Origin of the sequence: Streptococcus moroccensis (assembly GCF_030812835.1) — a bacterium.
GTDB lineage: Bacteria > Bacillota > Bacilli > Lactobacillales > Streptococcaceae > Streptococcus > Streptococcus moroccensis.
This window is the reverse complement of the sequence record NZ_JAUSTM010000015.1, coordinates 46,622-57,349: the sequence shown is the minus strand read 5'-3', so window position 1 is coordinate 57,349 and position 10,728 is coordinate 46,622. Positions and strand designations below refer to the sequence as shown.

The following is a 10,728-nucleotide window of genomic DNA, read 5'->3' as shown; positions in this document are numbered from 1 at the left end:
GATTGAGAGGCTTTTTGGGACATCTAAAGAATACCACAACCTCAGATATACACGAGAGAGAGGCAAGTCCAAAATGGAAGATAAGGTTGGGCTGACTTTGGCATGCTTAAATATCAAAAAATTGGTAAAACGACTGGCGGGAAGGCCTTTTTATTTTGCCCAAAATAGAGCTATCACCCTGATACTTTTAATCCATGAACACGTTTTATTCAAATCGCAAGAAAAGACAAACCTCAAAATGAAGTTTGTCTTCGGTCTGAATATTTTATTTATTTTATTAAATTAAATAAATATTTTTCCAAAAACTCTATTTTTTATGAACTCACTTTACATCTTTTGATGCAAAGCGATTATTTCTACAATAAAATTAATTGATTGGACGTTAATTTTTTATTGATTTTTGTTTTCTAAAATTCTATTTCTATTTTCTAACAAGTTTGATCGATGTCAAATCTTTAAAATAATACTTTTAAATTAAGTATATTTTTAGATTGTTTAAATTTAAATGATACTATTTATTACTAATAATTTTAATCGAATTAGCATTACTTAAAATAAATCTAAAAAACAAACCCCACCAAGAAAAAATCTTGGTGGGGTTTTAGTGAGGAATGATTTCATTCGCCCTATTTTTAATCGCTTTGAAAATACGTCAAACCTTGCTATGCTAGGATTCCGCAATCAAATTGCGATACTCTATTATTTAAGAGTAACATAAGCAAATTGCTTTTAAACCTTAGTATTATGCATTTTTTTAGTCAAATATTATTGATAGTGGTCCTTATCGGGGTGTTGATGAAACACCCTCCTTTTTCAATAATTCTGTTATCTCATTACCTACTGTCTGCTTTCTAGCATTGTAAAAATGAGAATAAGTATTTAGAGTTGTAGCTTTATCAATTCTACCTGAACGTTGAGAGACTGCTAAAACATCTTTTCCTAGGACATTGATCATAAATGAATCATGACTATGTCTCAATCCTTTACCAGTTATCTCAGGTACTCCTGCTAACTTAGCCTGTCTCTTCAACATTCTAGTTAAGGTACTCTTAACCATAGGTTCACCAAACTTAGATAAGATGTAGTTATCATCAGAATTAGCAATTTGAACTTTTCTCCAACGTTCTAAGACATTAATCGTTTCATCATCTAGATCAACAAATCGAACCCCTGCATCCGTTTTAGTCTGGTCTTTTATACGATAAATACCACCTTTTAACGCTTCTAAAGTTGAATGGACAAAAATTCGCTTATTCTCTTTATCATAGTCAGACCACAATAAAGCAAAACCTTCACTGACTCGCACCCCGGTCATGTAGTATAACCAAGTTGTTGTAAAGCGATGTAAATCTTCATAGTCTTCTATATCAAAGGTTGCAATAACTTTTTTGAACTCATCGAATGTCCAAAATTTTGTATCTGGTCGCTTCCCTTTTGGATTATCAAGATTCTTACATGGGAAAGTTTTAATATATTCCATTCTTTCCGCATATCCTACGCATTGTTTGAAACGAATCCAAACACATTTTGCATAATTAGGAGAATGGTTTGCTATAAGCTTTAGTCGAAATCTCTCGCAATCACGTGGCTTAATATCACGCAATTTCATTTTCCCGAATTCCTCTATAAATAACGTAAAATGAGTGATTGCAGTTCTATATGTTGAATCCTGTACCGTTTGTTTATAATACGGTAAGAAAATGTCTTCCATGTATTGAGCAAATGTTAAATTATAATCTGAATAATCAAATTTATCATAAAACTCAACTCTTGCTCGACAAAGCTCATCATAAGCTTCTTTCTCTGTCGTGAAAGATTTTCCCCACATATTGCGATAACGTTTAAAACGTTGACGTTTCCCAGTTGCAGATGCCTTAAATTCAGTTTGACAATATATCCTACCTTTTTCATCTCTAAATACACCTTTATATTTCTTAGACATTTATTTGTTTTCCTTTCTTTCATCAATGATTGGAAAACCGAGCAGCTCCTCTACGATAATTTTTGGAGCTAAGTCTAATCGTCTATTATCAAAAGGCGATTTTCTTAATTTTACCGCATTATTATCTAAATGACTACTATAAAATTGATTAACGGCTATTGCTTTAGCTTCTCTGATAATCAACTTTGAAGCTGTCTTAGAAAAACCAAGCTTCATAATACTTTTATGTGTAACAGTTTCCATAAGATACTCCTTCTATTTTTATTCTGATTAAATCTCAGTAATAGTAATGTATCAATTTATGTTTGAAAAAGTTATCACAGTACAGTCATTTCTAAAATACTACTTTAAAACTTTCATTACTTAAAATTAAAGTAAGTAAATCCCTAGGATTAAAACAGCTATACACTATAAAATTAAATCTACTAACCTATATACTTTTCACGAAACTCTCTACTCAATGGTTGCATCTGACTAACTTCGAAAATTAAATCTTGAACACAGGTCAATAAAATAGATACATGTTCCTGAGTCACTTGATTATTCACTCTTGCGACAGTCATAATTTCATGAACATCACGTCCAATCTGTTCTAACTTTTGAGTTTTCCAAAATGAAAACCACTCTTTAGCAGTTAACTGTTTATCATCAGTCATTAATAATTGATCTCTGACAAATGGTGAAAAGTGTCGATAACGCTTCTCCCTCATTAATTGTTCAATTTGTTTTAACTCATTGGCTGTTAAATTTATTTCTTTTCGAATATCTCTATATTGTTCAGACATGTTATTTTCTCCTTTTTATCCTTTCTCGGGTAATCCCCGACCCCGTATGTCATACGGGAAATTCCCTAAAGACCTTGTTGGGTCTTTGCGAGCTCAGATATTGTGTCCACAATATCCCAAAAATCATATCGCCAGCCAACCAAAACTTTCCAGTTTTGACAGCCAACGATAAGATAACTTGGTAGCTTTGCCCCCAAACCCCCAACAAAAAATCAAGACTTGATTTTCTTAGGTATAATATTAGGATAACAAGGATGATTTGGAAAAGTTATCACATCACTCAATAAAGCATAATAAAAAGAGAACAGAATGCTCTCTTTAATACTTTATAATGAACTTATTTTTGTGGCTCTAAGAATGTTAGTTTCTAAGAAGATATATTAATTACAAAGCACCTACAATTTTATGAGGGAGATATTTTTCATCTAAATAAGCAATATCTTCATCTATCAATGTAACTTCAAAAGCTCCCATAAAATCATCTAAGTATTTTTCTTTTGTGACACCAACAATAGGAGAATCCATTCCCTTCTTCCACAACCAAGCAAGTGCTACTTGAGAACGAGTAACGTTATATTTTTCTGCAATTTCTGCTACCCTCATTACAATTGCTTTGTCCTGCTCCATCGTACTATCATATTTTGAAATAGCTACTGTATCTGTTTTACTTCTAGCAGTGTCAGCATCCCAGTCTCTAACGATACGACCTGATGCAAGTGGGCTATAAGGGGCAAGACCAACACCATAATCTTTACAAAATGGAATCATCTCTCGTTCATCTTCACGATAGAGCATATTGTAGTGATTTTGCATGACGGAAAACGGTGTCCAACCATTTTTCTCAGCAATATACTGCGCTTTTTGAAATGGCCAAGCGTACATCACAGAAGCGCCTAGATAATGTACTTTTCCAGAACGGACCAGATCGTTTAACGCAGATATCGTTTCCTCAATTGGAGTGTTGTAATCCCAACGATGAATGTACAAAACGTCAATGTAATCCGTACCTAAGCGTTTTAAGCTTGCTTCAACTTGGCTAAAAATAGCCTTTCTAGATAAACCAGTTGTATTTCTTCCCTCATGGAGACCGTCTCCGAAAAACACTTTTGTTGCAATAACAACCTCTTCTCGATCTGCAAAATCGCGTAAGGCACGCCCCAGATATTCTTCACTAGTCCCTTTACCATAAACATTTGCAGTGTCAAAAAAGTTAATCCCCATATCCAAGGCTTTTTTGATAATCACACGTGATTTTTCTTCATCTAATAACCATCCTGAATGAAACTCTTGACTGGCATCTCCAAAACTCATGCAACCTAAACATAATTTTGAAACTTCGAGACCTGTGTTACCTAATCGTGTGTATTTCATATTGTCTTCCTTTCTATTTTGAAAATCTCAATAAGTCAGTCTGCCAAGACCAACTTTTTTGCTATTTGCTCAAGATGATATAGCTTAGAAGCTTTTCCCCACAAATCCAGCCAAGAGTTCAACAGTTGTAGCGTCGTGGTGGTCGGCAAAGACAGTAGTATCAGTGTTGAGAGTGGCAATTTGTGCCATATCGTCATCCGACAATTCAAAATCAAAGATTGCAAAGTTTTGACGAACACGTTCTGGATTAGCTGATTTAGACAGGCTTACGATACCACGTTGCAACTGCCAACGCAACATGACTTGGGCGGTTGTCTTGCCGTACTTGTCTGCAATAGCTTTCAAGACAGGATTGTTGAACACATCATTTTTACCTTCTGCAAAAGCACCCCAGCTCTCCATTTGAATCCCTTTTGAAGCGAGATAGTCTTGGTCAGCTTGTTTTTGGTGAAAAACATGGACTTCTACTTGGTTGACAGCTGGAATGACCTCATTAAAGAGTGACAGATTAGCAATCTGGTCATTTTTGAAGTTTGAAACGCCAATAGCACGGATTATTCCTGCCTTGTAAAGTTCTTCCAAAGCACGCCAGGCCCCAAAAGTATCACCGACAGGCTGATGTAAGAGATATAGGTCAATATAATCCAAATCCAATTTTTTCAAAGATTCAGCGAAGGCTTCCTTAGCCCCCTCGTAGCTCATATGCTGGATAAAGGCTTTGGTCGTAATAAAGAGCTCCTCACGTGGCACACCAGAGGCTTTAATGGCTTTTCCGACTGCCTCTTCATTACCATAGACTTCAGCCGTGTCAATAAGGCGGTAGCCTGTCTTGATGGCTTCTTCTACCACTTGTTGGGTCGTATCGGCATCTTGAATCTGGAAAACACCAAAACCAACTGCTGGCATTTTTACGCCGTTATTAAGGGTTACTGTAACTGTGTTTGTCATCATGTTTACCTCACTTGTTTTTCTTGATGATATTAGTATAACCTGCTTTAAAGGACTTGAAAATTGCTAGTTAGGCATGGTAGTATACTATTAACATATACTTATGAAAGGAGATATTATGATTGACAATTACCTCTTAGAAGAATTGGTGGCTTTTGCTAAGTACGGGACGCTGGCCGCCACAGCAGAGCACCTCATGGTGACCCAACCTACCGTCACGCGCGGCATGCAAAAGTTGGAAGATGACCTAGGTGTAGCCCTCTTTGACCGCAAGCCCAACCGCATCAACCTGACCGAAACAGGCCAACTGGCAGTCAAAGAAGCAGCCAAGCTTCTGAAAGCCCAAGACAACTTCATCCAGACTGTTCAAAATTTCGATCGCCACCACCGAAGTATTCAGATCGGCTTTACACTACCCGGACCACGCCTAGTTTTGAAAACTGAGGTAATTAAAAATACCACATTATTACCAGGCTTGCTAAAAACGTCTGACATCATACAGCGATTGTTCAATCGTAAAGCAACACTTATCCTCTCCGATCAGGAACTCCACTCCGACCAAATAGAGTCGCTTTACCTGGCAGATGAATATCTCTATGTCAATTTGGACGCCATGACGACAACCGCCGATAAAAGTGAGACAAGCTTTAACAATTTGGCTGGGCAGAGCTTCTTGGTACTAAGTGACATAGGGGTATGGCAAGAGATTATCGAGAAACATATTCCTCGTGCAAAATTCCTCTACCAACAGAATGACGATAGCTTTGAAGAAATCAATCGATATGCCAACTTCCCTGTCTTTACAACCAACCTAACCAACAAATTACGCAGTGAGAAAATCGACAATTTCGACCGTAGAATTGCCCTAAAAATCACTGACGAGGTTGCTACTGTTCCCATATATGCCAATTATCTGATTGAAGACAAGCAGCGCCTAGCACCTTTACTTACAACTATCCGAGACAAGCTGAACCAAACAATCTCTTCAGAATGAAGCCTCTGAAGGGATTATTTTTACGTTTATGATTTAGGGACATATAAAAGTCAATATTTTCTCCATCTTCTGGGATAACCAATTGGTCGACAAAGCCTTTTTCGGTTGTAAAACGATCCAACTCTGAACGCGAAAGTACCCAACGGTTGACGGCTTCCATATGAACAGATAATAACTGGGCACCATGACCTCCTATAAAGTGGGTACGATTCTATTCCCAAAAACTCCTTGTCAATGGAAACAAACACGTACCCACAGGGTAAATGGAAATAGAAACTGATAATTTCTTGCTATCACTTCTACTTACTCCAAAAATTTACTCACTCTGATACTTCCCCACTATAAAGCAAAAAGCCTTGTAATCAAGGCTTTTCATTATCCCTTTCGTTCCAATGTTTCTAGGCTTTTACGGCCGCAAGTCCTGCCTTCTTCCCTGTCTTGGCCAAGTCATTGAGATAGGAAACACCTGGGATTAGGTCAAAGAGAGAAAAGACGCCACGAAGCACACGCTCTGTGTTATCCAACTCTCGGCCCGTTCCCCAGTCTTTCCCGACAGCTGCTGAGTACATATCAGCTCCTGCTAGAACGACACCTGCCGCAGCTCCTGCTGGTGGACAGAAGATAGTAAGGATAATGACACCCGCAGTCAGTGCAAGGTCACGCCACATCTCAATTCTTTCCTTCTGGTCATCAATAGAGTCATAGGTAAACGCCCTAGTATGATGCATGGCCATCAGGTAGTCGTCTTTGCTGAGTTTATTGTCCTTGTAGGCATCGCTATTTCTAAATTGCTCATAGCTTTTCTCAAGAGTGGCCTTATAGGGGCTATCCACCTTATATAGGTCAGAAAGACTGATTGTTGGAGGAGTCACCTCCCGGGACACAAATTGCATTCCAGTCGCATCTGGGACATACTCTGTCCTCTTAAATCCTACCGTATTACTTGTCGTATAACTCCTAATCGATACGGCTTCAAGTCTTGCACCAACTTTATCCATCTCTTCATAGAAAGGTTGGTCAATCTTCTCCTTGAGGTAGCAAGAGACATTGCTGGAGTAGCGTTCTAACTTGACCAAATTAACCTGCAAGTTTGTTGCAGTAGTTCGGTCATCGTGATAGTTAAAAGAGACTACACCGTCTGTATCTTTCTCGGCAATGAGACGCTTGGCTTTTTCAGAAATTTTAACCAAATCATCGATTCGTTTACTAAATCCCTGCTTTCCTGAACTGATGTCCATAGAGTAGCTTGAACCCATGTAAGACCCTCCATAGCTGGAGGAGGCTTCTGTAATGGCAGCTAAAGCTCCTTTCATCTTCGACCAGGTATTTGAACGATGGTTTACATTTTTATTTTTATTACTTCTAGCTCAGATTCCCAACTTTCATACACTTCCATAAAGCGTTTTTCTTCATCATCTTTATAGCCTTCAAATACAACCTTTTCAATATTTTCGTGGTTGAAGAAAATGGCATCTTCTGGATTGATCCCTTCTGGATAAATTACTCCTACATAATCACTATACACATTCTCCCCATCTGATTCAAAAATAGGACCTCTTCCTACAATCATCAACTTTGTTGTTGCTTCCTCTAAGTAAATCACACTTCCTAATGGTAATAATTCTTTAGTCATTATTTTACTCCTATTATTTATTTTTATTCATCTTTTTTGCACGCCATTTACCATACCATTGCTCGTTTGAGACTTTAAAGAACTGGCGATATTCTTTTTGGTACTTGAAAAAGTAAAATGCAGCTACAAAATTTTTCAGGGTCATGCCCGTAGTAAAAATCATGAGAGCCGCAACTAATAAGAAAGCCCAACCATACAAGAAACTGAAAATGTCTGGTTGCGTTTTGATCGCTTCCCCAAAATTGAAGGTCCAACGATTGACAATAGCTAGAAGTAATAGAACACCTCCATACTTCTTGATAAATGCCATTAGGCTCTCTCCCCAGTCTTTATTAGCTGGTTCCCCCTTATAAAGTTGTTTTTTAAGCTGTTCTACATTTGAGATTACTAGAGTCTTCCACAGATATACACATACTAACAGTTGAAGTAAAAAACCAATCCATCCAAAGGCACCTACTGTGAGACCGATTGTAAAGGGAAACAGCATCAAAAATACTGTGATTAAAAAAACAAGAAGAGTAATGGTTCCATAAAGCAATTGATGTGCATAATTTTTTTTTGGAAAAACATTTATGATAACCATTACTATTGAGCAATACATCAGTGCCAATAGCGGGATTCTAAAGATTGTTCCAATAGTGACAATTGATTGGGCAGTAGAGGTTGATATGTATCTAATTTTCTCTGTTGAGGTTAAGAGACTTTCTGGTAGATATACTCCTACTCCATATGACATAATAAAAAGTAATAAAATGACTAGCCCAGAAAACCTTTGAGATAGCTTCATAGAAGATAATACGCCAACCTGTGCACCTTCTTCTGTTAGTATCTTCTTACTAACAACCTTTTTTGATTGCTCAAAGGTTGCCGATAGTAACCTCTCTTTACGCATATTTAGCTCCTCCACCAAACCAACTAGTCACAGAATTCCATGTACCTTTAACCGCTTTCCCGACACCATCCGCAATGAAATCGTATCCATCGTCTAGTACATTCTGTACTCCAGAGTAAAACGCATTTTTTGTATCTGGTGACACAATACCCCAAACAGTATTTATAGTGCCTGCCGCAAAACCGGCAAGAGCGCCCCAGGGTCCAGCTTTAGCACCTATCAGAGCCCCTTCAATCGGTCCTGCGCTCTTCAGTTGTGCAACACCTGCATGAATTAAAGACTTTCCTACGCTACCGTAGGCTCGACTGTCCTTATTATTAAATTCTCTGACACTAGTGACAGTGACATCAACCCCAACAGCAACCCAACCCAGTACTTTTGCAGCCTTACCTACGAATTTAAGTTTACTTCCTATTTTAGACTTACTTACTGTCTCGATTAATTTTTTTCCATAGGTTTTTATTGGATCTGTCATTTTTCCAAGCACGGAATTAATATTTTTTACAGGATATTTACCAAATACTTTAAAGTTTGCAGCCTTTGAAGTGATGGAATGATGGAATGTACTCAAAAACTGATTGAAGCTTCCCTTTTTCCACTTCGAACCTAGTTTAGCATACCACTTCCAATTTTTCTCGTTTGCAAGCTTTTTCACACTACGCCATGCAGTCTGTAAATTCTCGTTGGCTTTTTTCCCCAACTTACCGTATTTCATAAAGCCAGATTTTTTGTAATCTTTTGAGACAGCTGACATATAACTCTTCCCCATTAAATATGCTGTTTTTGCATAAGGATGAATTGCACCTGCCCCTTTAGAAATAAAATCTGGTTTTATGAGGTAATCAATACCAGCTTCGACAAGGTCTATACGCTGCTCCCACTTCTTGTTCACACCTTCAGCCCAAGATAGCTTTTCCTTTTCAGGTATCACGAAACTTCGAGTGCTCGAATTCCAAGAATTTTTTACTTGCTTCAAGCCTTGTTGAACAGCATCTATCAAAGGTTCAATTGAAGAGAAGAGATGTGCAGACTGATTATTAAATATCAAAAGTTTTTGCAACTTTTCCTGCAACCTTCGCTCAACCTCCATATAGCGACTAGCTGTAAGAGATAGGTTGTAAGCATGCGATAGATTGGGAACTTTCTTGTTTCGCTCTAAAGACGCTAGGTAGTCGTACCGACTAGCCATGAGGCCTGCCCTCTGAATCTTATCACGCAACTCGTCCTCCCTCAAATCAATATTGTCTACTTGGCTACGATACTCTCTAGGTAGTTTAGCGCAGGCTTCTTTTATCGCTTCATCAAGCAAAATGGCTCCTTTAAGTAGCGGAATTAGGACTTGACTACTATAAGTTTTGGCTGTTTTATAGGCCTGTCCTTGCAAACTATTAGAACCAATAAAAATTCTCAGACTATCCCTAATAGACTGGTAAGCATTAATCCGATTAGATAAAATAGCCGACGCAGTTCCTGCTTGTTGTTCCGACTGACCTAAGTACATTTCAACGCCCATTTTTCTCCTCCTCTAATCTCCGTTTCTGTGACGCCATTTCATCCACTCGAGAACTTACAAAACGGTATTCACTTTGTAATTCGTCGTATTCTCGCTCAATATCACCTTTTAATTTTTTGTCAAGCGACACTAACTCATCATAGAATCCTTGAAAGATATGGCCTTCTGAAGAGCCTTGAAGAAGAGCCAGTGTCTCTTGAAAAAATCCTTGCCCTTCCTTAGACAATTGTTGAATTTCTTCTAGACTGGTTTTATTTTCTTTTAGTCTTTTTTGAATTTCAATTACTTGTTCAGTCAGATTTTTTTCATCACTAAGTAGTTTATTTTCTTCCATTTAAGCTAAACTCCAGACTATTGGCTTGATCTAACTTATTGAGTTGATTGCCCAATTGATTATCCATCGCTTCAAATTCACTAGAGACACTTCTGATATTTCGTGACATTTGTTCAATCGCCTGACCTATTGCTTTAGAAATATCGTAAGAGGCACTAATAGCACTCTTAGCTTTGTCATTTCCGCTGAGTCTGCTACGTTCGTCTCTGATAACCGTACCTGTACTAGCTAGAGACGACACACCTCGAGCTAGCGAGGTGGCATTCCTTCCTGCTACATGAACATCGTTTTGTAAGATTTCCATCATATTTCCTTT

General features: G+C 37.9%; 13 protein-coding genes. 2 read left to right on the top strand and 11 right to left on the bottom strand.

Going from position 1 to position 10,728, the window contains the following annotated elements; genetic code table 11:
- A partial coding sequence (locus tag J2S23_RS11325) for a transposase (protein ID WP_370868705.1) occupies positions 1 to 286 on the top strand: 286 nt, incomplete at its 5' end.
- Positions 287 to 781: 495 nt separating this feature from the next.
- Here the strand turns inward: J2S23_RS11325 and J2S23_RS07975 are convergent.
- The 5 genes from J2S23_RS07975 to J2S23_RS07955 all read right to left on the bottom strand — a co-directional run bounded on the left by J2S23_RS07975 (position 782) and on the right by J2S23_RS07955 (position 5,046).
- Complete coding sequence (locus tag J2S23_RS07975) at positions 782 to 1,942, bottom strand: tyrosine-type recombinase/integrase (protein WP_307122191.1); 1,161 nt, start codon at positions 1,940 to 1,942, stop codon at positions 782 to 784.
- A complete protein-coding gene (locus tag J2S23_RS07970) occupies positions 1,943 to 2,185 on the bottom strand; it encodes a DUF3173 family protein (protein WP_168260675.1) in 243 nt (80 codons plus the stop codon).
- Between the two features lie 182 nt (positions 2,186 to 2,367).
- Positions 2,368 to 2,727, bottom strand: a complete 360-nt coding sequence (locus J2S23_RS07965) for an SAG1252 family conjugative relaxosome accessory protein (RefSeq protein ID WP_024397052.1) — start codon at positions 2,725 to 2,727, stop codon at positions 2,368 to 2,370.
- Positions 2,728 to 3,111: 384 nt separating this feature from the next.
- A complete protein-coding gene (locus tag J2S23_RS07960) occupies positions 3,112 to 4,098 on the bottom strand; it encodes an aldo/keto reductase (protein ID WP_307122190.1) in 987 nt (328 codons plus the stop codon).
- Between the two features lie 84 nt (positions 4,099 to 4,182).
- The gene (locus J2S23_RS07955) at positions 4,183 to 5,046 is read right to left on the bottom strand and encodes an aldo/keto reductase (RefSeq protein WP_307122192.1); all 864 of its coding nucleotides are present in this window, start codon (positions 5,044 to 5,046) and stop codon (positions 4,183 to 4,185) included.
- 118 nt (positions 5,047 to 5,164) lie between these two features.
- Here J2S23_RS07955 and J2S23_RS07950 point away from each other — a divergent pair, with 118 nt between their 5' ends.
- Positions 5,165 to 6,040, top strand: a complete 876-nt coding sequence (locus J2S23_RS07950) for a LysR family transcriptional regulator (protein WP_307122189.1) — start codon at positions 5,165 to 5,167, stop codon at positions 6,038 to 6,040.
- Between the two features lie 398 nt (positions 6,041 to 6,438).
- Here J2S23_RS07950 and J2S23_RS07945 read toward each other — a convergent pair whose 3' ends face one another.
- Genes J2S23_RS07945 through J2S23_RS07920 form a run of 6 tightly spaced genes read right to left on the bottom strand, consistent with a single transcriptional unit; the run spans position 6,439 to position 10,716 of the window.
- Positions 6,439 to 7,353 carry a pre-toxin TG domain-containing protein gene (locus J2S23_RS07945; protein WP_307122188.1) on the bottom strand — a complete coding sequence of 305 codons (915 nt, stop codon included), beginning with the start codon at positions 7,351 to 7,353 and terminating at the stop codon, positions 6,439 to 6,441.
- 26 nt (positions 7,354 to 7,379) lie between these two features.
- Positions 7,380 to 7,673: a DUF4176 domain-containing protein gene (locus J2S23_RS07940; RefSeq protein ID WP_017770768.1), complete on the bottom strand. Its 294-nt coding sequence runs from the start codon at positions 7,671 to 7,673 to the stop codon at positions 7,380 to 7,382.
- 13 nt (positions 7,674 to 7,686) lie between these two features.
- Complete coding sequence (locus J2S23_RS07935; protein ID WP_002943583.1) at positions 7,687 to 8,565, bottom strand: hypothetical protein; 879 nt, start codon at positions 8,563 to 8,565, stop codon at positions 7,687 to 7,689.
- Positions 8,558 to 10,078 (bottom strand): LXG domain-containing protein, encoded by a 1,521-nt coding sequence (locus J2S23_RS07930; RefSeq protein WP_307122187.1) that lies wholly within the window; start codon positions 10,076 to 10,078, stop codon positions 8,558 to 8,560. The genes J2S23_RS07935 and J2S23_RS07930 overlap by 8 nt, the downstream gene beginning before the upstream one ends.
- Positions 10,068 to 10,412 carry a DUF3958 family protein gene (locus J2S23_RS07925; RefSeq protein ID WP_017770766.1) on the bottom strand — a complete coding sequence of 115 codons (345 nt, stop codon included), beginning with the start codon at positions 10,410 to 10,412 and terminating at the stop codon, positions 10,068 to 10,070. Before J2S23_RS07925 ends, J2S23_RS07930 begins: the two co-directional genes overlap by 11 nt.
- On the bottom strand, positions 10,399 to 10,716 hold the full coding sequence (locus J2S23_RS07920) for a TIGR04197 family type VII secretion effector (RefSeq protein WP_017770765.1): 318 nt from the start codon (positions 10,714 to 10,716) through the stop codon (positions 10,399 to 10,401). Before J2S23_RS07920 ends, J2S23_RS07925 begins: the two co-directional genes overlap by 14 nt.
- Positions 10,717 to 10,728: the final 12 nt, after the last annotated feature.

What these genes read in the sequence shown, in the direction of transcription:
- J2S23_RS07945 (WP_307122188.1), bottom strand. Translation starts at nt 7,353, where the DNA reads ATGAAAGGAGCTTTAGCTGCCATTACAGAAGCCTCCTCCAGCTATGGA.
- J2S23_RS07955 (WP_307122192.1), bottom strand. Translation starts at nt 5,046, where the DNA reads ATGACAAACACAGTTACAGTAACCCTTAATAACGGCGTAAAAATGCCA.
- J2S23_RS07935 (WP_002943583.1), bottom strand. Translation starts at nt 8,565, where the DNA reads ATGCGTAAAGAGAGGTTACTATCGGCAACCTTTGAGCAATCAAAAAAG.
- J2S23_RS07940 (WP_017770768.1), bottom strand. Translation starts at nt 7,673, where the DNA reads ATGACTAAAGAATTATTACCATTAGGAAGTGTGATTTACTTAGAGGAA.
- J2S23_RS07975 (WP_307122191.1), bottom strand. Translation starts at nt 1,942, where the DNA reads ATGTCTAAGAAATATAAAGGTGTATTTAGAGATGAAAAAGGTAGGATA.
- J2S23_RS07950 (WP_307122189.1), top strand. Translation starts at nt 5,165, where the DNA reads ATGATTGACAATTACCTCTTAGAAGAATTGGTGGCTTTTGCTAAGTAC.
- J2S23_RS07960 (WP_307122190.1), bottom strand. Translation starts at nt 4,098, where the DNA reads ATGAAATACACACGATTAGGTAACACAGGTCTCGAAGTTTCAAAATTA.
- J2S23_RS07930 (WP_307122187.1), bottom strand. Translation starts at nt 10,078, where the DNA reads ATGGGCGTTGAAATGTACTTAGGTCAGTCGGAACAACAAGCAGGAACT.
- J2S23_RS07920 (WP_017770765.1), bottom strand. Translation starts at nt 10,716, where the DNA reads ATGGAAATCTTACAAAACGATGTTCATGTAGCAGGAAGGAATGCCACC.
- J2S23_RS07925 (WP_017770766.1), bottom strand. Translation starts at nt 10,412, where the DNA reads ATGGAAGAAAATAAACTACTTAGTGATGAAAAAAATCTGACTGAACAA.
- J2S23_RS07965 (WP_024397052.1), bottom strand. Translation starts at nt 2,727, where the DNA reads ATGTCTGAACAATATAGAGATATTCGAAAAGAAATAAATTTAACAGCC.
- J2S23_RS07970 (WP_168260675.1), bottom strand. Translation starts at nt 2,185, where the DNA reads ATGGAAACTGTTACACATAAAAGTATTATGAAGCTTGGTTTTTCTAAG.